Genomic DNA, 22,764 nt, shown 5'->3' with positions numbered 1-22,764 from the left:
GAGTGACCATGGAGCGGTACGCGTCACCACGACAGGCGGGGCCTGACCCTGAAAGCAGGGGGTAACCGAACGTAGAGGGACTGAGGAGCGCATGCCTGCCGAGAGCACGTCCGAACTCGGTGCCGCGGGCGAGCCCGACATAGCGGGCGAGACCGGTACCCGTACCAGTGGCCCACGCCGCCGCGCGAAGGGCCGCCGCCGCAAGCCGCGCGGCAAACACGGCAAGGCCCTGCTCATCACGGCCTGGACCGCGGCGGGCATCGTCGTCCTGGGCGGCACCGGCGCCGGATACCTGTACTTCAAGCTCAACGGCAACATCAAGAGCGTCGACATCAACAACGCTCTCGGCGCCGACCGGCCCCTGAACGTCGACAACGGCTCCCAGGACATCCTGGTGCTGGGCTCGGACACCCGCTCCGGCGCCAACGAGGAACTGGGCGGCGGCAGCGACGACGGCACCGCCCGCTCGGACACGGCGATGATCGTGCACGTGTACGAGGGTCACAAGAAGGCCAGCGTGGTCTCCATACCCCGCGACACCCTCATCGAGCGCCCCTCCTGCACCGATGCCAACGGCGACAAGCACGACGCGGCCTCCGACGTGATGTTCAACTCCGCGTACTCCACCGGCGGCGCCGCCTGCGCCGTGAAGACCGTCGAGTCCATGACCGGTATCCGCATGGACCACTACATCGAGGTCGACTTCAGCGGCTTCCAGAAGCTCATCGACGACCTGGGCGGTGTGGACATCACCACCACCGAGGACATCTCCGACCCGGACAGCCATCTGGAGCTGAAGGCCGGCGAACACACGCTGAACGGCGAGCAGGCGCTCGGTCTGGTCCGTACCCGGCACGGCGTCGGCGACGGCTCCGACCTCGGCCGCATCCAGCTTCAGCAGGCGTTCATCAAGGCCCTGGTCGAGCAGGTCAAGGACATCGGCGTGCTGACCCACCCCACCAAGCTGATCAAGATCGCCGACAGCGCGACCAAGACCGTCACCACCGACTCCGACCTCGCCTCGGTCAGGAACCTCGCGTCCTTCGCCAGCGGTCTCAAGGGCATCAGCTCGTCGAAGATGAGCATGGTGACGATGCCGGTCCAGTACGACAGCGCGGACGTCAACCGCGTCCTCGTCGACGAGGACAAGTCCCAGCTGGTCTGGAAGGCCCTCAAGAACGACCGGGCGATCCCGAAGGCGGCCACCGAAGGCACGGCCACCGGCACCGCGAAGGGCGTCGTCAGCACGTCGTGAGCCTCCCGACGGAGCCAGGGAATAGATCGCGGCGCCCCCCGGTTTTGGGGGATGCGGCCAGTCCTGGCAGACTGGTACGTCGGCTCCGGTTCACGCCTCCGCAATCCGCGGCAGCGACCCGGCGCCCTCCCGAAACTAGGAGACACCTTGAAGCGCGACATCCACCCCGAGTACGTCGAGACGCAGGTCAGCTGCACCTGTGGCGCGTCGTTCACCACCCGTAGCACGATCTCCAGCGGCAGCATCCGCGCCGAGGTCTGCTCCGAGTGCCACCCGTTCTACACGGGCAAGCAGAAGATCCTCGACACCGGTGGCCGTGTGGCCCGCTTCGAGGCCCGCTTCGGCAAGGCTGCCGCTGCCAAGAAGTAGCGAGCCCACAGCGCCGGTCTTCGGCGTCCCCGGCATGGGGGCGCCGGGACCGGCGCTTTGCGGTGCAGCCCCCTCCCCCGAGCTCTCGACTTCGATCGAGCAGGGGGGACCCCCATGCCGTACCTACGTCCCCGAGCCCATCATGGAGCTGGGGACAGCCCATTGGAGCCGGAGATGTTCGAGGCGGTCGAGGAACTCATCGGCGAGCACGCCGATCTGGAGAAGAAGCTCGCTGACCCGTCGGTCCACGCCGACCAGGCCAACGCGCGCAAGCTCAACAAGCGCTACGCCGAGCTGACCCCGATCGTCGCGACGTACCGCTCCTGGAAGCAGACCGGCGACGACGTCGGCACGGCGAAGGAGTTCGCGGCCGACGACCCGGACTTCGCGGCCGAGGTCAAGGAGCTGGAGAAGCAGCGCGAGGAGCTGACGGAGAAGCTGCGTCTGCTGCTGGTCCCGCGCGACCCCAGCGACGACAAGGACGTCATCCTCGAGATCAAGGCGGGCGCGGGCGGCGACGAGTCGGCCCTCTTCGCCGGCGACCTGCTGCGCATGTATCTGCGCTACGCCGAGCGCGTCGGCTGGAAGACCGAGATCATCGACTCCACCGAGTCCGAGCTCGGCGGCTACAAGGACGTCCAGGTCGCCGTGAAGACCAAGGGCGGCCAGGGTGCCACCGAGCCGGGCCAGGGTGTCTGGGCCCGCCTGAAGTACGAGGGCGGTGTGCACCGCGTACAGCGTGTGCCGTCGACCGAGTCGCAGGGCCGCATCCACACCTCCGCCGCCGGTGTGCTGGTCACGCCCGAGGCCGAGGAGGTCGACGTCGAGATCCACGCGAACGATCTGCGGATCGACGTCTACCGCTCGTCGGGTCCCGGCGGCCAGTCCGTCAACACGACCGACTCCGCGGTGCGCATCACGCACATTCCCACCGGAGTCGTCGCTTCCTGCCAGAACGAGAAGAGCCAGCTGCAGAACAAGGAGCAGGCGATGCGTATCCTGCGCTCCAGGCTCCTGGCGGCGGCACAGGAGGAAGCGGAGCGGGAGGCCGCGGACGCCCGCCGCAGCCAGGTCCGCACCGTCGACCGCTCCGAGAAGATCCGTACATACAACTTCCCGGAGAACCGCATCTCGGACCACCGCGTCGGATTCAAGGCGTACAACTTGGACCAGGTGCTCGACGGAGACCTCGACGCCATGATCCAGGCGTGCGTCGACGCGGACTCGGCCGCGAAGCTCGCCGCTGCATAAACGCTCACGACAACAGCTCAGCCCGGAGGACCAGCGTGCAGCAACATATTGGGGGGCGACCCCCAAACCCCCGCGGCGTGCTGCTCGCGGAAGTGGCCCAGGCCACCCAGCGGCTGGCCGACGCCGGCGTGCCCTCGCCGCGCAACGACGCCGAGGAGCTCGCCGCCTTCGTGCACGGCGTGAAGCGGGGCGAGCTGCACACCGTCAAGGACGCGGACTTCGACGCCCGCTACTGGGAGGTGATCGCGCGCCGCGAGGCCCGCGAGCCGCTCCAGCACATCACCGGACACGCCTACTTCCGCTACCTGGAACTCCAGGTCGGGCCAGGTGTGTTCGTGCCCCGGCCGGAGACCGAGTCGGTGGTCGGCTGGGCCATAGACGCCGTACGCGCGATGGATGTCGTGGAGCCCCTGATCGTCGACCTGTGCACCGGCTCGGGCGCCATCGCGCTCGCCCTCGCGCAGGAAGTCCCGCGCTCCCGCGTACACGCCGTGGAGCTGTCCGAGGACGCCCTGAAGTGGACCCGCAAGAACGTCGAGGGGTCCAGGGTCGACCTGCGCCAGGGTGACGCCCTGGACGCCTTCCCCGACCTCGACGGCCATGTGGACCTGGTCATCTCCAACCCGCCGTACATCCCGCTCACGGAATGGGAGTACGTCGCACCGGAGGCCCGGGACTACGATCCCGAACTCGCCCTGTTCTCGGGCGAGGACGGACTCGACCTCATCCGCGGCATCGAGCGCACCGCGCACCGGCTGCTGCGCCCCGGCGGCGTCGTCGTCATCGAGCACGCCGACACCCAGGGCGGGCAGGTGCCGTGGATCTTCACCGAGGAGCGGGGCTGGGCCGACGCGGCCGACCACCCGGACCTCAACAAGCGACCGCGGTTCGCGACCGCCCGTAAGGCGATGCCGTGAGCGCGCGCAGTTCAGGAACGTCAACCCAGCAGTACGTGTACGAGGAGGCCCGCTAAATGGCACGGCGATACGACACCAACGACGCGACCGACCGCACCACCGGTCTGCGTGAGGCCGCGTCCGCCGTCCGCCGTGGCGAGCTGGTGGTCCTCCCGACGGACACGGTGTACGGCGTGGGCGCCGACGCGTTCTCCTCGGAGGCCGTCGCCGATCTCCTCGAAGCGAAGGGGCGGGGCCGCAACATGCCCACCCCCGTCCTCATCGGCTCCCCGAACACCCTGCACGGGCTTGTCACGGACTTCTCCGAGATGGCCTGGGAGCTGGTCGACGCGTTCTGGCCGGGCGCGCTCACCCTCGTCGCCAAGCACCAGCCGTCCCTGCAGTGGGACCTGGGGGACACCCGTGGCACCGTAGCCGTGCGCATGCCGCTGCACCCGGTCGCCATCGAACTGCTCACCGAGGTCGGCCCGTTGGCCGTTTCCTCCGCGAACCTCACGGGCCACCCCGCGCCGGAGGACTGTGACGCCGCGCAGGAGATGCTCGGCGACTCGATCTCCGTCTACCTGGACGGCGGCCCGACCCCCGGCAACGTTCCGTCGTCGATCGTCGACGTCACCGGCAAGGTGCCCGTGCTGCTGCGCGAGGGGGCACTGTCGGCGGAGGAGCTGCGGAAGGTCGTACCCGACCTCGAGGTGGCGAATTGACAGCCCCTGACGCGGGGCGTGGCATAGGCACGGGGATCACGGGGACCAACGGGTCCCCCAGGGGATCCTTCCGCATCCTCCACGTCAGCACCGGCAACGTGTGCCGCTCGCCGATCACCGAGCGGCTGACCCGTCATGCCCTGGCGGACCGGCTCGGCGACCCCCTGTGGGGCGGCCTGACCGTGGAGAGCGCGGGCACCTGGGGCCACGAGGGCGCCCCCATGGAGGCCAACGCCGAGACGGTCCTCGCGGACTTCGGCGCGGACCCCTCCGGCTTCGTCGGCCGCGAGCTCCTCGACGACCACGTCATCCGCGCCGACCTGGTCCTCACCGCCACCCGCGACCACCGCGCCCAGGTCATCTCCATGGGCCACTCGGCGGGCCTGCGCACCTTCACCCTGAAGGAGTTCACCCGCCTGGTCCGCGCAATAGATCCGGCCACCCTCCCGCCCCTGGACGAGGGCGTGATCGAGCGCGCTCGCGCTCTGGTCCGGGCCGCCGCCGCTCTACGCGGGTGGCTGCTGGCTCCGACGGCGGAGGCGGACGAGGTGTATGACCCGTATGGCGCACCTCTGCCCTTCTTCCGGTCGATCGGTGAGGAGATCAATGAGGCGCTGGATCCCGTGGTCACGGCGCTGACGGGTGTGCGGGCGCGCGCGTAACACCGGGCGACCCACCGGTCCCGGTTCTACATTGGACGTAGCGCGCCCCCGTCGAGGTCGCACCCCCGCCCGAGGTCCGGAGTCCACCATGCCGGTCGCACAAATGCTGGAAGCGGATGTCCTGCGGCGTCAGGACCCGGAGCTCGCCGAGATCCTGATCGGGGAGCTGGAGCGGCAGTCGACGACGCTGCAGTTGATCGCGGCCGAGAACTTCACCTCGCCCGCCGTGCTGGCCGCGCTCGGGTCGCCGCTGGCGAACAAGTACGCCGAGGGGTATCCCGGCGCACGCCACCACGGCGGCTGCGAGATCGTCGACCTCGCGGAGCGGATCGCCGTGGACCGGGCAAGGGGCCTCTTCGGTGCCGACCACGCCAACGTGCAGTCGCACTCCGGATCTTCGGCCGTCCTCGCCGCGTACGCCGCGCTGCTGCGGCCCGGGGACACCGTCCTGGCCATGGGGCTGCCGTTCGGCGGCCACCTCACGCACGGGTCGCCCGCGAACTTCTCCGGCCGCTGGTTCGACTTCGTCGGGTACGGGGTGGAGGCCGAGAGCGGGCTCATCGACTACGCGCAGGTGCACGCGCTGGCTCGTACGCACCGTCCGAAAGCCATCGTCTGCGGTTCCATCGCCTATCCCCGGCACATCGACTACGCCGTCTTCCGGGAGATCGCCGACGCGGTCGGCGCCTATCTGATCGCCGACGCCGCCCACCCCATCGGGCTCGTCGCCGGGGGAGCGGCGCCCAATCCGGTGCCGTACGCCGACGTGGTCTGCGCCACCACGCACAAGGTGCTGCGCGGCCCCCGCGGCGGCATGATCCTCTGTGGCGGTGAACTGGCCGAGCGCGTCGACCGGGCGGTCTTCCCGTTCACCCAGGGCGGCGCCCAGATGCACACGATCGCCGCCAAGGCCGTCGCGTTCGGCGAGGCGGCGACTCCGGCCTTCACGGCGTACGCCCATCAGGTCGTCGTCAACGCGCGCGTGCTGGCCGAGGCGCTGATCGCGGAGGGGCTCCACATCACCACCGGTGGGACCGACACCCACCTGCTGGTCGTCGACCCCGCGCCGCTCGGCGTCGACGGACGCGGCGCCCGCGGTCGGCTGGCTGCCGCCGGGATGGTCCTGGACACCTGTGCGCTGCCGCACGGAGACGCCCGTGGCCTGCGGCTCGGCACGGCGGCGCTCACGACTCAGGGCATGGGCGAAGAGGAGATGGCGCAGATCGCGGCGCTGTTCGCCGCGGTGCTGCGGGACGAGACCGACAGCAGGACGGCTCGTGAAGAAGTGCGGGAGCTGGCCGGAAGATTTCCGCCCTATCCGGACTAGCGAGGGGTATGCGCACTCCTGTGCACAGCCACTCGTGCAACCATCGTCGCTACCCGGAAGTCCTCAGCCATATGCGCGCATCGCTAGGCTGTGGGGCTGAGATGGCCGGCGAGACCTGTGGGGAAGCCCGTGCGTGAATATCTGCTGACGCTCTGCATCACGGCCGCGGTGACGTATCTGCTGACAGGGCCGGTACGGAAGTTCGCGATCGTGGCCGGAGCCATGCCGCAGATCCGTGCGCGTGACGTGCACCGGGAACCCACGCCGCGGCTCGGCGGCATCGCGATGTTCTTCGGTCTGTGCGCGGGCCTGCTCGTCGCCGACCACCTGACGAACCTCAACAAGGTCTTCTCCAGCTCCAACGAGCCGCGCGCGCTGCTCTCCGGCGCGGCACTGATCTGGCTGATCGGCGTCCTGGACGACAAGTTCGAGATCGACGCGCTGATCAAGCTGGGCGGTCAGATGATCGCCGCGGGCGTGATGGTCATGCAGGGTCTGACGATCCTGTGGCTTCCCGTCCCGGGAGCGGGCCTGGTCGCGCTCACCCAGTGGCAGAGCACCCTGCTGACGGTGGCGCTGGTGGTCATCACGATCAACGCGGTGAACTTCGTGGACGGCCTCGACGGCCTCGCCGCCGGCATGGTGTGCATCGCCTCCGCCTCGTTCTTCCTGTACGCGTACCGGATCTGGTATTCGTACGGCATCGAGGCCGCCGCCCCGGCGACGCTCTTCGCGGCGATCCTCATGGGCATGTGTCTGGGCTTCCTGCCGCACAACATGCACCCCGCGCGGATCTTCATGGGCGACTCCGGCTCGATGCTGATCGGGCTGGTGCTGGCCGCCGGCGCCATCTCCATCACCGGCCAGATCGACCCCGACGCGTTGAACCTGTTCTCCGGCTCGGAGCGCAACACCGTGCACCAGACGGTGCCGGTCTACATCCCGCTGCTGCTGCCGCTGACGATCATCGCGGTCCCGGCCGCCGACCTGGTGCTCGCGATCGTGCGGCGCACCTGGCGCGGACAGTCCCCATTCGCCGCCGACCGCGGACATCTGCACCACCGTCTGCTGGAGGTCGGCCACTCGCACAGCCGGGCCGTCCTGATCATGTACTTCTGGTCGGGACTGATCGCCTTCGGCGCCCTGGCCTTCTCGGTGAACTCGGCGTCCATGTGGATCGTGCTCGGCATCGCGGCGCTCAGCGCGGTGGGTCTCGTACTGCTTCTGCTGCCGCGCTTCACACCGCGCGCCCCGCGCTGGGCGGAGCACCTCGTGCCGCCGCGCTATCGCCGCCGGCGCCGGGCCGCCGTGGCGGAGGAGGCGGCTGTCGCGTACCGGGCGGAGGCGCCGGGGGAGCCGGGGGAGGAGGACCGCGAGCACCGCGCCCCGGTCGCTGCGGGAGTCTCAGGTGTCTCAGGAGTCAACGGAGCGACGGCGATCGGCCCCCGTTCGCGCTTCCTGGATCGGCGCAAAGCCGGGTCTTCGCGCTGACGCACAGCACCCAACGTAAGAATTGGGTAAGAGAGATCATCGGCGAACCGTCCCAATACCAGACAAGCCGACCCTCGAAGTGCACAGACGCGCAGCATCACTCTCATGTGTGACAGCGAGCACACCATCTAGGTAAAGACCGCATCAAATAGTTTGTGATACCGTTCACGAGAACCCGGGCTAGAGCCGAAGGACCGTCAAGGGACGGCCCCTTGGCGTGAGGTTCTCTTTCAGCCCGGGACTACGCTCGTCCATGACGACACCCTGCCCCCCTGAGCAAGCGGAGTTGCCGCCATGCCGTCCAATGACGTCCGGATCCTCCTTCAAGCAGCTGTGCCCACAGCCGCCGTCGGCGCGATTGCCGCCGTCGTCTGCGGTGTGGTCGCCGGTGGCAAGGGAGTGGTGGGGGCGATCGTCGCGACGCTGGTCGTGATCCTCTTCATGGGCATCGGGCTCTACGTTCTGCAGCGCACTGCCAAATCGCTTCCGCATTTGTTCCAGGCGATGGGTCTGATGCTGTACACGGCGCAGATTCTTCTGCTGTTCATCTTCGTCGCCGCGTTCAAGAACACGACGCTGTTCAACCCCAAGGCCTTCGCGATCACGCTGGTCGCCGCCACGCTCGCGTGGATCGGCGCACAGGCGCGTGCCCAGATGAAGGCCAAGATCCTCTACGTCGAACCCGAGTCTTCGAAGGGCGACAAGCCCGAAAAGACTGGGCACTCGTCGTGAGGGGTAGGGCCGGGATAAGTGGGCCGAAGAGAGCCTGCTATCGTCCGGTGCCAACTGCGGCATCGCGGGCGCGGGCATCTGAGCTGACGCCTGCTCAAACGCGAGGCTTGATGCCCCACAGCCGCCCCCACATCCGTAACACCAGTCCAGTGCCGAACCGCGGCTGCGCGCCGCGCCGACACAACGAGGTTGCCGTACCTATGCGCCACGCTGAAGGAGCCCGCGGTGAGTGCTGACCCGACGCAGGTGCTCGCCTTCGAGACCGACTGCCACATCTTCGACGGCTGTGGATTCCCGGCTCCCGGCCTGCACTCGTTCCTGTTCGAGCCCCTCGTGGGCGACGCGGACAGCAGCGTCTATTTCAACAAGACGATGCTCCTGGCGCTGCTCGGCTCGGTCATTGTCGTCGGCTTCTTCTGGGCCGCCTTCCGTAAGCCGAAGGTTGTCCCGGGCAAGCTGCAGATGGTCGCCGAGGCGGGCTACGACTTCATCCGCCGCGGTGTCGTCTACGAGACGATCGGCAAGAAGGAAGGCGAGAAGTACGTACCGCTGGTCGTCTCGCTGTTCTTCTTCATCTGGATGATGAACCTCTGGTCGATCGTTCCGGTCGCCCAGTTCCCGGTCACGTCGGTCATCGCGTACCCCGCGGTCCTCGCGCTGATCGTCTACATCGTCTGGGTCTCGCTGACCTTCAAGCGGCACGGATTCGTCGGTGCGTTCAAGAACTTCACCGGCTACGACAAGTCGCTGGGCCCGGTTCTCCCGCTGGCCATGTTCATCGAGTTCCTCTCGAATCTGCTGGTCAGGCCGTTCACCCACGCCGTACGACTCTTCGCGAACATGTTCGCGGGCCACACGCTGCTGCTGCTCTTCACGATCGCCAGCTGGTACCTGCTGAACGGCATCGGCATCGCCTACGCCGGCGTCTCTTTCATCATGGTCCTCGTGATGACGGTCTTCGAGCTCTTCGTCCAGGCCCTGCAGGCGTACGTCTTCGTGCTCTTGACCTGCACGTTCATCCAGGGCGCGCTCGCCGAGCACCACTGAGCCAACCCCCCTGTAAAACCCCCTAAGCGTCCGGTGGCCAACCCCCGCCGGTCCGTACAGAGAAGGAAGAATCAGCATGGCTGCCACTGAGACCCTCGCCGCCGTCACCGGTTCGCTCGGTTCCATCGGCTACGGCCTCGCCGCCATCGGCCCTGGCGTCGGCGTCGGCATCATCTTCGGTAACGGCACCCAGGCGCTTGCCCGCCAGCCCGAAGCCGCCGGCCTGATCCGCGCCAACCAGATTCTCGGCTTCGCCTTCTGTGAGGCGCTCGCCCTCATCGGTCTGGTCATGCCGTTCGTCTACGGCCCGTGATCGTCGGATCCACGACAGCCCACTAGACGAAAGGCATTGATATGAGCCAGCTGCTCACTGTCGCGGCTGAGGAGATGGAAAATCCCCTCATTCCGCCGATCCCCGAGCTGGTCATTGGCCTGATCGCCTTCGTCATCGTCTTCGGCTTCCTCGCCAAGAAGCTCCTCCCGAACATCAACAAGGTTCTGGAAGAGCGTCGCGAGGCCATCGAGGGCGGTATCGAGAAGGCCGAGGCCGCTCAGACCGAAGCCCACAGCGTGCTGGAGCAGTACAAGGCCCAGCTCGCCGAGGCCCGGCACGAGGCCGCGCGGCTGCGCCAGGAGGCGCAGGAGCAGGGCGCCACGCTCATCGCCGAGATGCGCGCGGAAGGCCAGCGGCAGCGTGAGGAAATCATCGCCGCCGGTCACACGCAGATCGAGGCCGACCGCAAGGCCGCCGCACAGGCGCTGCGCGGCGACGTGGGCAAGCTCGCCACCGACCTGGCCGGCAAGCTCGTCGGCGAGTCCCTGGACGACCACGCCCGGCAGAGCCGCGTCATCGACCGCTTCCTCGACGAGCTCGAGGAGAAGGCCGAGGCGGCTCGATGACAGCACACGGAGCGAGCCGCGAGGCAACCGCAGCCGCACGTGAGCGTCTCGACGCGCTGACGGACAGCACCTCGGTGGACGCGGCGCAGCTCGCCGACGAGCTGGCCTCGATCACCGCGCTGCTGGACCGCGAGGTGTCGCTGCGTCGGGTCCTCACGGACCCGGCGCAGCCCGGCGAGGCCAAGGCCGAGCTGGCCCAGCGCCTGCTCGGTGGTCAGGTAGGCGGCCCCGCCGCGGACCTGGTGGCCGGAATGGTGCGCTCGCGCTGGACGCAGTCGCGCCACCTGGTGGACGCCCTCGAGGAGCTGGCGAACGCAGCCGACCTCACGGCGGTCCAGCGGGTGAACGCGCTCGACGACGTCGAGGACGAGCTGTTCCGGTTCGGCCGGATCGTCTCTTCGAACACCCAGCTGCGCGCCGCACTGACCGACCGCACCGCCTCGAAGGCGGCCAAGAGCGAGCTGCTGCGCAGCCTGCTCGGCGGGCGGGCCAACGCGACGACCGAGCGTCTGGTGACGCGCCTTGTGACCGCGCCGCGGGGACGTAGCCTGGAGGCGGGACTCGAGTCCCTGTCCAAGCTCGCCGCCGATCGCCGCGATCGCATGGTCGCCGTCGTCACCTCGGCGGTCCCGCTGAGCGACGGACAGAAGCAGCGCCTCGGCGCCGCTCTGGCGAAGCTCTACGGCCGCCCGATGCACCTCAACCTCGACGTGGACCCCGAGGTCCTCGGTGGGATCCGGGTGCAGGTCGGTGACGAGGTCATCAACGGCTCCATCGCGGACCGACTTGAGGACGCCGCCCGCCGCATGGCGAGCTAGCAACTCCATAAGCACAGCAGTACGCAATTACGGCCCTCGTTGGGCCGTGCAGAGGATTCACCTCTCTTAGGGGGAGTCCCCATCCCCCCAAGTGAAACTTCGGGCCCAACAAGGAGAGCAGGGAACCCAGATGGCGGAGCTCACGATCCGGCCGGAGGAGATCCGGGACGCGCTGGAGAACTTTGTCCAGTCGTACAAGCCGGACGCGGCCTCGCGCGAGGAGGTCGGTACGGTCACCCTTGCCGGCGACGGCATCGCGAAGGTCGAGGGTCTCCCCTCGGCCATGGCCAACGAACTGCTGAAGTTCGAGGACGGCACCCTCGGCCTCGCGCTCAACCTGGAAGAGCGCGAGATCGGCGCCATCGTCCTCGGTGAGTTCAGCGGCATCGAGGAGGGCCAGCCGGTGCAGCGCACCGGTGAGGTGCTCTCCGTGGCCGTCGGCGAGGGCTACCTCGGCCGCGTTGTCGACCCGCTCGGCAACCCGATCGACGGCCTCGGCGAGATCGAGACGTCCGGTCGCCGCGCCCTCGAGCTGCAGGCCCCGGGCGTCATGGCCCGTAAGTCGGTGCACGAGCCGATGGAGACCGGCTACAAGGCCGTCGACGCGATGACCCCGGTCGGCCGTGGCCAGCGCCAGCTGATCATCGGTGACCGCCAGACCGGCAAGACCGCGCTCTGCGTGGACACGATCATCAACCAGCGCGACAACTGGCGCACCGGCGACCCGAAGAAGCAGGTCCGCTGCGTCTACGTCGCCATCGGTCAGAAGGGCTCCACCATCGCCTCCGTGCGTGGTGCGCTCGAAGAGGCCGGCGCGCTGGAGTACACGACCATCGTCGCCGCCCCGGCGTCCGACCCGGCCGGCTTCAAGTACCTTGCGCCGTACACCGGTTCGGCCATCGGCCAGCAGTGGATGTACGAGGGCAAGCACGTCCTCATCATCTTCGACGACCTCTCGAAGCAGGCCGACGCCTACCGCGCCGTGTCCCTGCTGCTGCGCCGCCCGCCGGGCCGCGAGGCCTACCCGGGTGACGTCTTCTACCTGCACTCCCGTCTGCTGGAGCGCTGCGCGAAGCTCTCCGACGAGATGGGCGCGGGCTCGATGACCGGTCTGCCGATCGTCGAGACGAAGGCCAACGACGTCTCGGCGTTCATCCCGACCAACGTCATCTCCATCACCGACGGCCAGTGCTTCCTGGAGTCGGACCTGTTCAACGCCGGTCAGCGCCCCGCGCTGAACGTCGGTATCTCCGTCTCCCGCGTCGGTGGTTCCGCCCAGCACAAGGCGATGAAGCAGGTCTCCGGCCGTCTGCGCGTGGACCTCGCCCAGTTCCGTGAGCTGGAGGCGTTCGCCGCCTTCGGTTCCGACCTGGACGCCGCGTCGAAGGCCCAGCTGGAGCGCGGTCAGCGGATGGTCGAGCTGCTCAAGCAGGCTCAGTACCAGCCGATGTCGACCGAGGACCAGGTCGTCTCCGTGTGGGCCGGTACCACCGGTCGCATGGACGACGTACCGGTCGTCGACATCCGCCGCTTCGAGAAGGAGCTCCTGGAGTACCTGCACCGCAAGGAGCAGGGCCTCATGACCTCCATCAAGGAGGGCGGCAAGATGTCCGACGACACCCTCACCGCTGTCGCCGACGCCATCGCGGACTTCAAGAAGCAGTTCGAGACCTCGGACGGGAAGCTTCTCGGCGAGGTCGCTCCGGCCGCTGCCAAGTGACGTAAGGAAGGGACCTGACTCATGGGAGCCCAGCTCCGGGTCTACAAGCGTCGCATCCGATCCGTCACCGCGACCAAGAAGATCACCAAGGCGATGGAGATGATCGCCGCCTCGCGTGTCGTCAAGGCGCATCGCAAGGTGACGGCCTCCACGCCGTACGCGACCGAGCTCACCCGCGCGGTCACGGCGGTCGGTACCGGTTCGAACACCAAGCACCCGCTGACCACGGAGGCGGAGACGGCGACCCGTGCCGCGGTGCTGCTCCTCACGAGCGACCGCGGACTGGCCGGTGCCTTCAACTCCAACGCCATCAAGCAGGCGGAGCAGCTGACCGCCCGTCTTGAGGCCGAGGGCAAGGAGGTCGACTCGTACATCGTCGGCCGCCGCGGTCTCGCCCACTACAACTTCCGCGATCGCAAGGTCGTGGAGTCGTGGTCGGGCTTCACCGACGAGCCCACCTACGCGGACGCGAAGAAGGTCGCGGGTCCGTTGATCGAGGCCATCGAGAAGGAGACGGCGGACGGCGGCGTGGATGAACTCCACATCGTCTACACCGAGTTCGTCTCGATGATGACGCAGACGGCGGTCGACGGCCGCCTGCTGCCGCTGCGCCTCGAAGAGGTCGCGGAGGAGGCGCCCAGCAAGGGCGAGATTCTTCCGCTGTTCGAGTTCGAGCCGTCGGCGGAGGACGTCCTTGACGCCCTGCTGCCGCGGTACGTCGAGAGCCGTATCTACAACGCGCTGCTCCAGTCGGCTGCCTCCAAGCACGCCGCCACGCGCCGCGCGATGAAGTCGGCGACCGACAACGCGGGAGACCTGATCACCTCGCTCTCCCGCCTTGCCAACGCGGCCCGCCAGGCCGAAATCACCCAGGAAATCAGCGAGATCGTCGGTGGCTCCGCAGCCCTTGCCGACGCGACCGCGGGGAGTGACAAGTAATGACGACGACTTCTGAGACGGCCGTTGCCACGGGCCGCGTCGCCCGGGTCATCGGCCCGGTCGTCGACGTGGAGTTCCCCGTCGACGCGATGCCGGACATCTACAACGCCCTTCACGTCACGGTGGCCGACCCGGCCAACGCCGGCGAGAAGAAGACGCTGACCCTGGAAGTCGCCCAGCACCTGGGTGACGGCCTGGTCCGCACGATCTCCATGCAGCCCACCGACGGTCTGGTCCGCCAGTCCCCGGTCACCGACACCGGCGACGGCATCACCGTCCCCGTCGGTGACTTCACCAAGGGCAAGGTGTTCAACACCCTCGGTGAGGTGCTGAACGTCGACGAGAAGTACGACGGCGAGCGTTGGTCCATCCACCGCAAGGCCCCGCGCTTCGACGAGCTCGAGTCGAAGACCGAGATGTTCGAGACCGGCGTCAAGGTCATCGACCTTCTCACCCCGTACGTCAAGGGTGGAAAGATCGGTCTGTTCGGTGGTGCCGGTGTCGGCAAGACGGTGCTCATCCAGGAGATGATCTACCGCGTCGCCAACAACCACGACGGTGTCTCCGTGTTCGCCGGTGTCGGCGAGCGCACCCGTGAGGGCAACGACCTCATCGAGGAGATGTCGGAGTCCGGCGTCATCGACAAGACGGCGCTTGTCTTCGGCCAGATGGACGAGCCCCCGGGCACCCGTCTGCGCGTGGCCCTCGCGGGTCTGACGATGGCGGAGTACTTCCGTGACGTCCAGAAGCAGGACGTGCTGTTCTTCATCGACAACATCTTCCGCTTCACGCAGGCCGGTTCCGAGGTCTCGACCCTGCTCGGCCGTATGCCCTCCGCGGTGGGCTACCAGCCGAACCTGGCCGACGAGATGGGTCTCCTCCAGGAGCGCATCACCTCGACCCGTGGTCACTCGATCACCTCGATGCAGGCGATCTACGTCCCCGCGGACGACCTGACCGACCCGGCCCCGGCCACCACCTTCGCCCACCTCGACGCGACGACGGTTCTGTCCCGTCCGATCTCCGAGAAGGGCATCTACCCGGCCGTGGACCCGCTGGACTCCACGTCCCGCATCCTGGACCCGCGCTACATCGCGGACGACCACTACACGGCCGCCATGCGCGTGAAGTCGGTTCTCCAGAAGTACAAGGACCTCCAGGACATCATCGCGATCCTCGGTATCGACGAGCTGGGCGAGGAGGACAAGCTCACCGTCCACCGTGCCCGTCGCGTGGAGCGCTTCCTGTCCCAGAACACCCACGTCGCCAAGCAGTTCACCGGCGTCGACGGGTCGGACGTCCCGCTGGACGAGTCGATCGCGGCCTTCAACGCGATCATCGACGGCGAGTACGACCACTTCCCGGAGCAGGCGTTCTTCATGTGCGGTGGCATTGAGGACCTCAAGGCCAACGCCAAGGAGCTCGGCGTCTCCTGAACCTGGTGTTCCTGAGGAACTCGTGTCCTGAGGAACTCGTGTTCGTGAGGAGGGGGGCGGGGCCGCACCTCGCGGGGTGCGTCCCGTCCCCCTCCGTACGCCCATTAGACTTTGACCCAACACCCGGCGGCAACGGCCGGGTGGTGACCCGAGGAGCCCACCTTGGCTGCTGAGCTGCATGTCGAGCTCGTCGCCGCGGACCGCAGTGTCTGGTCCGGCGAGGCCACCCTGGTCGTCGCGCGTACCACGTCCGGCGACATTGGCGTCATGCCCGGTCACCAGCCGCTGCTCGGTGTGCTGGAGTCGGGCCCGGTGACCATCCGTACGAGTGATGGTGAAACGGTCGTGGCCGCGGTGCACGGCGGTTTCATCTCGTTCGCGGACGACAAGCTGTCGCTGCTGGCCGAGATCGCCGAGCTGTCGGACGAGATCGATGTCCAGCGTGCGGAGCGGGAGCTCGAGCGCGCGAAGGCGGAGGGCGACGAGTCCGCCGAGCGCCGCGCGGACGTCCGACTTCGTGCGGTGTCGGCGCGCTGACCCAGCGCGTCGTGTGATGCTTTGCCTCAGCCGCGGCGGGGACCGGATGACTCCGGACCCCGCCGCGGCTGAGGCGAATGCGGAGGTTTTTTCTTTTCCGTTACCTAGGAGACGAGGAGGTCGGTGTCGATGGTCCTCGCTCTGACTGTGTGCGGATTGGTAGTGGCCCTTGTGGTGGTGGGGCTGTTCGTCTTCGGCCTGCGCCGCCGACTGATCCAGCGCTCCGGCGGCACCTTCGACTGCAGCCTGCGCTGGGACGTCCCGGAGAAGAGCGACACCAACGGCAAAGGCTGGGGCTACGGCGTCGCCCGCTACAACGGCGACCGCATCGAGTGGTACCGCGTCTTCTCCTACGCCCCCCGCCCGCGCCGCGTCCTGGAACGCTCGGCGATCGAGGTGGCCGGCCGCCGCACCCCGGAGGGCGAGGAGGAGCTGGCCCTGCTCTCCGACGCGATCATCCTGGCCTGTGTGCACCGGGGTACGCGGCTCGAACTGGCGATGAGCGAAGACGCGCTGACCGGTTTCCTCGCGTGGCTCGAGGCGGCGCCTCCGGGGCAGCGGGTGAACGTCGCCTGATGGCTGTTGTGGTCTGACCGGCCGCATCAGCCGGTGCCGCGAACGGCACCGGCTGAACGGGATCCAAATTCTCCACCAGGGGTGCCCATCGCGGTATGCCGGTGTGATCACCCGAGCTCCTGCAGAAAAGCCGCAGGTGGACCGACTGCCGCATCCCCCGGCGGGAATGGGCGGCCCACCGGTTAGATCCATTCCAGTAATCCATTTCCCGGGCAGCAGCCGCAAGGCAATTGGCATATGTCACCCGAATGGCTCAGGTTCATAACCGCTTCCGGCCGCTGAGGCGTGCCGGATCCCTGAGGGAGCACCGGCCGGGGTGAAGAACGTTCGGGCGCCGGCAACGACCGCGTTACTGAGTGCTTCGGTATCCGTGGACAGGGCGGAGGACTGTTCACCGCCGGCCGACGTGGCCGCCTCGGCCGGCGGAGGCATCGCCGACGACGGCAGCACGCTGCGACTGCCGGCCACGGAGGTGGACGGCAACCACGCCGGAGGCTCGGTCACCCTGACGGGTACGCGGGTGGCGGACAACGCACCCGACGAGTGGACGCCCCCCGGAGCGGTCCCCGGCTGCCCGGCGTGACCGATGGTCGGGGCCAAGCCCCGGGCCTGGCCCCGACCATCGTGTCCAGACAAGAGTGGGGCCAAGGAACGGAAGTTCGACAGAAGGAGGGGCGAGAAGGGAAAAAGGGGCGAGAACGTACTCCGTTCGGGTGATAGGGGCGGCTGTGTCTTGTCGCTCAATTGGATGCATGGGTCACTGAGAGTGTGAACCGGCGGGCTGCCCATCCCGAGCCGGGGGAACGTTCGGACAGGCAGCGCTCGCCGGTTTTTCCTTGCCCGGGAGAGACAGCGGTAGCTGCGGTGCACCCGGCCATCGCGCGAGGTCAGTGCCGGTTCGTTCCCCTGGGGCGCGGCAGCACCCGCTGAGCGGTGCTCGCCGCATCGGAACGGAGCAGGAAGAGGCCGACGTGCTTTCGGCGGCGGTCCCACCTCTGCGACGCGGCAGCCAGTGGCTGGCCCAACCTTGTCGGTTCCTCGCAATGTCCCCAGCAACGAGCGAGGAGTGTCCTCATGCCCATCTCTCCGAATCAAGGTTCCACCGGGGGCGGAACCCTGGTGACCATCACCGGCACGAACCTGTCCAACACCAGCGCGGTGAAGTTCGGCAGCAAGTCCGCCACGAGCGTCACCAACGTCTCCCCGACGCAGGTCACCGCGGTCTCTCCGTCGGGAACCGGCACGGTCGGGATCACGGTGACCACCCCGGGCGGCACCAGCAGCCCCGTGTCGTTCTTCTACGTCGGCGCCCCGTTCAAGGCGGCCCTGAGCGCCACCTCCGGGCCGCTGGCCGGCACCAACACGATCACCATCAGCGGCACGGGTCTGTCGACGGCCACCAGTGTGGCCTTCGGCGCGAACTCCGCCACGCCGACCGTGATCAGTGACAGCTCGGTCAGCGTCGTCGTGCCCGCGGGCGCGGCGGCCGGTGCGGTGTCAGTGAGCGTGACCACCGCGGGCGGCACCAACAACGGGTTCAGCTACACCTACATCGACCTCCCCGCGATCACCACCATCAGCCCGGACACGGGTCCGACCTCGGGCGGTACGGCGGTCACCATCACCGGCTCCAACCTGGGCAGCACGGAATCGGTCACCGTCGGCGGCGCCACGGCGCCGTTCTCGGCGATCAACGCCAGCACGCTGTCCGTGGTCACCCCGCCCGGCACCGCGGGAGCGGCCGACGTGGTCGTGACCAACCCGGCCGGATCGGACACCGAAATCGGCGGCTTCGACTACGTCGCCGGGCCCGGTATCTGACCGGTCCGATCGCCTCCAGTACAGGGAGGCGCAAACCCCCGTCCGGGCGGCAGTCCCCCCTCCGCCCGGACGGGCTCGACTCCGAAGCCCTGCCATTTCGTGGCCGCACGCGTCATCGATCCCTCAGTCCTGTGTGAAGGAGTACAGCCATGGCCGCCCCTGTGGTCTCTTCGGTCAGCCCCAACCAGGGGCCGCCCTCGGGTGGTACCACCGTCATCGTGACCGGAACTGATTTCACGTCAGTGGCAACCGTCCGGTTCGGATTCACCCCCGCCACGTCATTCACCGTCAACAGCAGCACGCAGATCACGGCTGTGACCCCGTCCGGCAGCGGAACCGTGAACGTCAACGTCATCACAACCCAGGGCACCAGCACCCAGTCCGTGCCCTTCACCTATGCCACGGCTCCCACCCTCTCGGGCCTGTCGCCGAATCAGGGTCCGGTCTCCGGCGGGACGACGGTGACGCTGACGGGCACGGGATTCACCAATGTGACGGCGGTGCGGTTCGGCGGGGTGGCGGCCACCTCGTTCACCGTCAACAGCGGCACCCAGATCACCGCGGTCAGCCCGGCCCGCGCCGCAGGCCCGGCCGACGTCACCGTGACCGCTTCGAGCGGCACCAGCAACGCCCTCACGTTCACCTACGTCGCCGCTCCCTCCGTCACCGGTCTGTCGCCGAATCAGGGTCCGGTCTCCGGCGGGACGACGGTGACGCTGACGGGCACGGGATTCACCAATGTGACGGCGGTGCGGTTCGGCGGGGTGGCGGCCACCTCGTTCACCGTCAACAGCGGCACCCAGATCACCGCGGTGACCCCTGCCCGCGCGGCAGGCGCCGCGGCCGTCACGGTGACCACTCCCTCCGGCACCAGCGACCCCGACGACCCCAACGCGTTCTTCTTCTACGTCGCGTTGCCCACGCTGACCGCCCTCGATCCTGCCTCCGGACCCACGGCGGGCGGCACCACGGTCAGGCTCACCGGCAACAACCTCCTCGGTGCGACAGCGGTGCGGTTCGACGGCGTGGCGGCGGCCTCGTTCACCGTCGACTCCGCCACGCAGATCACCGCGGTGACCCGGAGCCATGCCCCTGGTGCCATCGAGGTCACGGTGACCACCCCCGGCGGCACCAGCAACCCCCTCGGCTATGTCTTCCTCGACGCGCCCGTGCTGGCCTCCCTGGTACCGGCCCAGGGGCCGACACACGCCGGTACGGTGGTCACGCTGACCGGCAGCAATCTCGCGACCGCCACCCGCGTCCAGTTCGGCGCGGTCACCGCGTCGTTCACGGTGGTCTCCCCGACGCAGGTCACCGCCGTCGCGCCGGCAGGGCCCGCCGGGCCGGTCTCCGTCACGGTGACCACGCCCGCCGCCACCAGCAACGGCCTGACGTACACACGGGTCGCTTCGCCCGCCATCTGACCGTATCCCGCGCCCTGAGCGCGGGTGAAGCCGGAGAGGCAGGGGGACCTGCCTCTCCGGCTTCAGATTTCGGAGTGCGGTTGCCCGGGCGTCAGTTCAGCCCGTTGCTGATGGCGTTCACCAGCTCACCGTTGCTGGTGTCTCCGCTGAACTCCCAGAAGAACGCGCCACCCAGGCCCTGATTCCTGGCCCAGGTCATCTTCCCGGCGATCGTCGACGGGGTGTCGTACGACCACCAGTTGCTGCCGCAGTGCGCGTACGCGGTGCCCGCGACGGTGCCGGTGACCGGGCAGGAGTTCTTCAGGACCTTGTAGTCCTCGATGCCCGCCTCGTAGGTGCCGGGTGCCGCACCGGTCGCCGTGCCGCCGGGGGCGGACTGGGTGACGCCGGTCCAGCCGCGGCCGTAGAAGCCGATGCCGAGCAGGAGTTTGGCGGACGGGACGCCCTTGGCCTTGAGCTTGGCGATCGCGTCGGCGGAGTTGAAGCCCGCGGCCGGGATGCCGGGGTACGAGGTGAGCGGCGAGTGCGGGGCGGTCGGGCCGTCCGCGTCGAAGGCGCCGAAGTAGTCGTACGTCATCACGTTGTACCAGTCGAGGTACTGTGCGGCGCCGCCGTAGTCGGCCGCGTCGATCTTGCCGCCGGAGGAGCCGTCGGCGGTGATGGCCGCGGTGACCAGGTAGTTCGAGCCGAACTCGGTGCGCAGCGCGGACATCAGGTTCTTGAACGCCGCCGGGCCGGAGGTGTCGCAGGTCAGGCCGCAGGCGTTCGGGTACTCCCAGTCGATGTCGATGCCGTCGAAGACGTCGGCCCAGCGCGGATCCTCCACGACGGCCTTGCAGGACTTGGCGAACGCCGCTGCGTTGGCCGCGGCCTGGCCGAAGCCGCCGGAGTAGGTCCAGCCGCCGAAGGAGTACAGCACCTTGATATGCGGGTACTTGGCCTTCAGCTGGCGCAGCTGGTTGAAGTTGCCGCGCAGCGGCTGGTCCCAGGTGTCGGCGACGCCGCTGACGGACTGGTCGGCGGTGTACGCCTTGTCGGTGGCCGCGTAGGCGTCGTCGAGCACGCACTGGCCGTTCTTGACGTTGCCGAACGCGTAGTTGATGTGCGTGATCTTGGACGCGGAGCCCGAGGTCACCAGGTTCTTCACGTGGTAGTTGCGGCCGTAGACGCCCCACTCGGTGAAGTAGCCGAGCTTGACGGCGGAGCCGGTGGGCGGGGGAGTGGTGGTGCCGCCGGTGGTGTGCACCGCGACCGCGCCGCTCACCGGACCGGTCTGGTCGGCGGTGTCACGGGCCTGGACGGTGTACGAGTAGTCGGTGCCGGCGGTGAGACCGGTGTTCGTGTACGACGTCGTCGTCACGGTGGCGACCTTGGTGCCGTCGCGCAGCACGTCGTAGTTCTTGACGCCCTTGTCGTCGGTGGCAGCGCTCCAGTCGAGCTTCACCGAGGTGTCGGTGATCGAGGAGGCGGTGGGAGTGCCGGGAGCGGAGGGCGGATTGTCGCCGGGGACGGTGGGACCGCCGTCACAACTTCCGCCGTTCAGCAGACAGTTGGAGGGTGCGCCGGAACCGGCGCCGTTGAAGCCGAAGGAGACGGAGGCACCGGCGGCGAGGGTGCCGTTCCAGGACTTGTTCTTGGCGGTCCAGTGGGTGCCGGAGGATGTGACGTCCGCGTCCCAGGCCGAGGTGACGGACGTACCGGAGGGGAAGTCCCACTCGATCGTCCAGGAGCTGATGCTGGTGGTCCCGGTGTTGGTGACCGTCCACTTGCCTTCGAAGCCCGTACCCCAGTCCTGGGTCTTGGCGTACGTGGCGGTGGCGGAGGTGGCCGCCTGGGCGGGGCTCGCGAGGCCGACCAATCCGGCGAGCGGGAGCAGCAGGGACGCGAACCCTGCCGCGACTCGGTGTCTGAAGCGCATGCTGCGCCTCCTCTCCTGTTGTGCGCCTCCGGGGCGGGGCGCCGGGTGTCGTGGGCATGGCATGACATAGCGCAGTGCGGGGAGCATAGAAAGGTCTGGACCAGAGGTCAATAGGTCTGGACCACTGAGCCGCAGGTCTGCTCAGACCCCCAACTCCTGCGCCAGCACTGCCGCTTGGACCCGGCTGCGCAGCTCGAGCTTCCCCAGCAGGCGGCTGACGTGCGTCTTCACCGTCGTGGTAAGAAGAGCTCCGGGACCTGCGACTACCCCGGTGACTCCGGCGGGCCCATCTACACCGTGCTCGGGAACGGCCACGTCTATGCCAAGGGTGTGATCTCCGGCGGGCTCTGCTCCGGTTGGGGCATCGGCTCCGACGGCGACGACGACGGCTGGAACGACGACAAGGACTGCTCCGACGCCACCGACTACGACTGCGAGATCATCTTCACCGACATCAAGCCGGCCGAGGACGCGCTGCCGGCCTGGTGAAGAAGTGGTGAGCCGGGCCCTGCGCTGTGCCGGTGCCGTCGTCGCCGCACTGGGGGTGCTGACCGCCTGTGGCGGGACGGCGAAGCCGTGCCAAGTGCTCGACGTCATCCCACAGGTCTCCGTGACCTGGCAGGCCGAAGCCCTCCCCTACGGCCCGGACGCCACGTACTGGCTGTGCGTCGCCACGCACTGTGGAAGCGGTGCGCCGAGGGTGTACGGCGACAAGGTCCGGGTCAAGCTGCGGCTGCCCGAAGGCTTCGACGAACGGCGGCCGGAAGTGAGCCTGAAGCTGTCCGGCGGGCAGGGCACACCGGACCTGGAGGCTTCCCGCACGGTCACCCTGCGGCAGGCCAAGGAAGGGTGCGACCAGGCCCTGACAGGGGCGTTGGGGCTCACCGCGGACGGTGAGCTCCAGCAGGACACCTGAGAGG

At 68.4% G+C, this 22,764-nt stretch carries 24 protein-coding genes and 1 pseudogene; 23 read left to right on the top strand and 2 right to left on the bottom strand.

Annotated features, from left to right (window positions below; all coding sequences use genetic code 11):
• The first annotated feature begins 91 nt into the window (after positions 1–91).
• The 21 genes from ACX28W_RS27165 (at position 92) to ACX28W_RS27065 (ending at position 19,926) form a co-directional block, all read left to right on the top strand.
• Positions 92–1,255, top strand: coding sequence for an LCP family protein (locus tag ACX28W_RS27165; RefSeq protein WP_459002126.1), 1,164 nt, complete (start codon positions 92–94; stop codon positions 1,253–1,255).
• A gap of 147 nt (positions 1,256–1,402) precedes the next feature.
• Positions 1,403–1,624, top strand: a complete 222-nt coding sequence (gene rpmE, locus ACX28W_RS27160) for a 50S ribosomal protein L31 (protein WP_033323852.1) — start codon at positions 1,403–1,405, stop codon at positions 1,622–1,624.
• Positions 1,625–1,798: 174 nt separating this feature from the next.
• Positions 1,799–2,875 (top strand): peptide chain release factor 1, encoded by a 1,077-nt coding sequence (prfA, locus tag ACX28W_RS27155; protein WP_459002123.1) that lies wholly within the window; start codon positions 1,799–1,801, stop codon positions 2,873–2,875.
• 77 nt (positions 2,876–2,952) lie between these two features.
• Entirely contained in the window at positions 2,953–3,792 is an 840-nt protein-coding gene (gene prmC / locus ACX28W_RS27150) for a peptide chain release factor N(5)-glutamine methyltransferase (protein ID WP_459002121.1), read from the top strand.
• A 56-nt stretch (positions 3,793–3,848) separates the two neighbouring features.
• A complete protein-coding gene (locus ACX28W_RS27145) occupies positions 3,849–4,496 on the top strand; it encodes an L-threonylcarbamoyladenylate synthase (protein ID WP_459002120.1) in 648 nt (215 codons plus the stop codon).
• Positions 4,493–5,158 (top strand): arsenate reductase/protein-tyrosine-phosphatase family protein, encoded by a 666-nt coding sequence (locus tag ACX28W_RS27140; RefSeq protein WP_362077131.1) that lies wholly within the window; start codon positions 4,493–4,495, stop codon positions 5,156–5,158. The genes ACX28W_RS27145 and ACX28W_RS27140 overlap by 4 nt, the downstream gene beginning before the upstream one ends.
• Before the next feature lie 88 nt (positions 5,159–5,246).
• Positions 5,247–6,485: a serine hydroxymethyltransferase gene (locus ACX28W_RS27135; RefSeq protein WP_459002119.1), complete on the top strand. Its 1,239-nt coding sequence runs from the start codon at positions 5,247–5,249 to the stop codon at positions 6,483–6,485.
• Positions 6,486–6,614: 129 nt separating this feature from the next.
• Complete coding sequence (locus tag ACX28W_RS27130) at positions 6,615–7,976, top strand: MraY family glycosyltransferase (RefSeq protein ID WP_459002117.1); 1,362 nt, start codon at positions 6,615–6,617, stop codon at positions 7,974–7,976.
• A 294-nt stretch (positions 7,977–8,270) separates the two neighbouring features.
• Entirely contained in the window at positions 8,271–8,708 is a 438-nt protein-coding gene (locus ACX28W_RS27125; protein ID WP_362077122.1) for a hypothetical protein, read from the top strand.
• 210 nt (positions 8,709–8,918) lie between these two features.
• Positions 8,919–9,755 carry a F0F1 ATP synthase subunit A gene (atpB, locus tag ACX28W_RS27120; protein ID WP_459002179.1) on the top strand — a complete coding sequence of 279 codons (837 nt, stop codon included), beginning with the start codon at positions 8,919–8,921 and terminating at the stop codon, positions 9,753–9,755.
• Positions 9,756–9,831: 76 nt separating this feature from the next.
• Complete coding sequence (locus ACX28W_RS27115) at positions 9,832–10,068, top strand: ATP synthase subunit c family protein (RefSeq protein ID WP_459002115.1); 237 nt, start codon at positions 9,832–9,834, stop codon at positions 10,066–10,068.
• A gap of 41 nt (positions 10,069–10,109) precedes the next feature.
• Positions 10,110–10,655, top strand: a complete 546-nt coding sequence (locus ACX28W_RS27110) for a F0F1 ATP synthase subunit B (RefSeq protein WP_459002113.1) — start codon at positions 10,110–10,112, stop codon at positions 10,653–10,655.
• Positions 10,652–11,473: a F0F1 ATP synthase subunit delta gene (locus tag ACX28W_RS27105; RefSeq protein WP_459002112.1), complete on the top strand. Its 822-nt coding sequence runs from the start codon at positions 10,652–10,654 to the stop codon at positions 11,471–11,473. The genes ACX28W_RS27110 and ACX28W_RS27105 overlap by 4 nt, the downstream gene beginning before the upstream one ends.
• A gap of 130 nt (positions 11,474–11,603) precedes the next feature.
• Positions 11,604–13,193, top strand: a complete 1,590-nt coding sequence (gene atpA, locus ACX28W_RS27100; protein WP_459002111.1) for a F0F1 ATP synthase subunit alpha — start codon at positions 11,604–11,606, stop codon at positions 13,191–13,193.
• Between the two features lie 21 nt (positions 13,194–13,214).
• Complete coding sequence (locus ACX28W_RS27095; RefSeq protein ID WP_459002110.1) at positions 13,215–14,132, top strand: F0F1 ATP synthase subunit gamma; 918 nt, start codon at positions 13,215–13,217, stop codon at positions 14,130–14,132.
• A complete protein-coding gene (atpD, locus tag ACX28W_RS27090) occupies positions 14,132–15,568 on the top strand; it encodes a F0F1 ATP synthase subunit beta (protein WP_459002108.1) in 1,437 nt (478 codons plus the stop codon). Before ACX28W_RS27095 ends, atpD begins: the two co-directional genes overlap by 1 nt.
• A gap of 162 nt (positions 15,569–15,730) precedes the next feature.
• A complete protein-coding gene (locus ACX28W_RS27085; protein WP_459002107.1) occupies positions 15,731–16,105 on the top strand; it encodes a F0F1 ATP synthase subunit epsilon in 375 nt (124 codons plus the stop codon).
• A gap of 129 nt (positions 16,106–16,234) precedes the next feature.
• Positions 16,235–16,681, top strand: a complete 447-nt coding sequence (locus tag ACX28W_RS27080; protein ID WP_362077100.1) for a DUF2550 domain-containing protein — start codon at positions 16,235–16,237, stop codon at positions 16,679–16,681.
• A 370-nt stretch (positions 16,682–17,051) separates the two neighbouring features.
• Positions 17,052–17,264: a hypothetical protein gene (locus ACX28W_RS27075; RefSeq protein WP_459002105.1), complete on the top strand. Its 213-nt coding sequence runs from the start codon at positions 17,052–17,054 to the stop codon at positions 17,262–17,264.
• Between the two features lie 491 nt (positions 17,265–17,755).
• Positions 17,756–18,502 (top strand): IPT/TIG domain-containing protein, encoded by a 747-nt coding sequence (locus tag ACX28W_RS27070; protein WP_459002104.1) that lies wholly within the window; start codon positions 17,756–17,758, stop codon positions 18,500–18,502.
• Positions 18,503–18,651: 149 nt separating this feature from the next.
• The gene (locus ACX28W_RS27065) at positions 18,652–19,926 is read left to right on the top strand and encodes an IPT/TIG domain-containing protein (RefSeq protein WP_459002103.1); all 1,275 of its coding nucleotides are present in this window, start codon (positions 18,652–18,654) and stop codon (positions 19,924–19,926) included.
• Positions 19,927–20,017: 91 nt separating this feature from the next.
• Here the strand turns inward: ACX28W_RS27065 and ACX28W_RS27060 are convergent, their stop codons facing one another.
• Together ACX28W_RS27060 and ACX28W_RS27055 are read right to left on the bottom strand one after the other, a co-directional pair.
• Positions 20,018–21,844: a glycosyl hydrolase family 18 protein gene (locus ACX28W_RS27060; protein ID WP_459002101.1), complete on the bottom strand. Its 1,827-nt coding sequence runs from the start codon at positions 21,842–21,844 to the stop codon at positions 20,018–20,020.
• Positions 21,845–21,985: 141 nt separating this feature from the next.
• Positions 21,986–22,081: pseudogene (locus ACX28W_RS27055) on the bottom strand (LuxR C-terminal-related transcriptional regulator); the annotation flags it as partial.
• Between ACX28W_RS27055 and ACX28W_RS27050 the strand changes: the two are divergent.
• Positions 22,064–22,333 (top strand): hypothetical protein, encoded by a 270-nt coding sequence (locus ACX28W_RS27050; RefSeq protein WP_459002183.1) that lies wholly within the window; start codon positions 22,064–22,066, stop codon positions 22,331–22,333. The pseudogene ACX28W_RS27055 and the gene ACX28W_RS27050 overlap by 18 nt on opposite strands.
• A gap of 7 nt (positions 22,334–22,340) precedes the next feature.
• Positions 22,341–22,760: a hypothetical protein gene (locus tag ACX28W_RS27045; RefSeq protein WP_459002100.1), complete on the top strand. Its 420-nt coding sequence runs from the start codon at positions 22,341–22,343 to the stop codon at positions 22,758–22,760.
• The last annotated feature ends 4 nt before the right edge of the window (positions 22,761–22,764 follow it).

Source organism: Streptomyces sp. SD15 (genome assembly GCF_054462255.1).
Note: the sequence above shows the minus strand (reverse complement) of the source record. Positions and strands in the feature narration are given on the sequence as shown.